Below are 660 nucleotides of genomic sequence, written 5' to 3'. Positions count from 1 at the left end.
CAGCGCTGTTGCGGCCAGCGGAGAGGCAGAGGGCCCTGAATACGCCGCAAGCCGCCGCCATTCAGCAGCCGCTGAGCCAAATCGGCAATTCAGGCGGCCGCGTGCCGATGCAGCCCCCCATGCAGCCGTTGGGTGAATTGCCATTGGAAGGGGTACCCGTTCAAGGGACAGGGTCCGAACACATGGGAAGGCTGCATGCGGAGGCCGCGCCCTCCGCAAGGTCTGAGCCCCACGCTGCGATCGAGAACTTTATAAACGTCCCATTCGCCGTCCCCAAAGGCTTCTCCCACGGGACTCAACGCGTCCCCGACGCGATGCTCTCTTCCTTGTACCACCATGGCCTCTTGCCGGATGCGGACAAGCCGGAATGGAACTACGAGATCAAAGGTCACGGCTACACCGCCGAGAGGCCGGAAGGGAGCAACGACTTTTGGCTCGTCCATCGCGGTCCGATGAGGGAAGCTGCAGTGGCGGCAGTATCGGCAAAGGCCCCAGAACCCGCCTCGCCAGCGACCGCCAGGCTGTCAGACACCTATCGCGGTGTTCCGTTGGTCGATTTGACCACCACCTCCTCCGATGCTCAGATCGGAGCTTTTCCGTCAGGCTGGTCCAACCTTCCCGCGGGGGCGGTGCTCGGGGCCACCGAACTGCTGAGCGACG

1 pseudogene is annotated in these 660 nt (G+C 63.8%); it reads left to right on the top strand.

The window, feature by feature from the left end:
* Window positions 1–660: pseudogene (locus tag AC0L2A_RS36295) on the top strand (Ulp1 family isopeptidase); the annotation flags it as partial.

This window comes from Mesorhizobium sp. WSM4844 (genome assembly GCF_055811775.1).
Note: the sequence above shows the minus strand (reverse complement) of the source record. Positions and strands in the feature narration are given on the sequence as shown.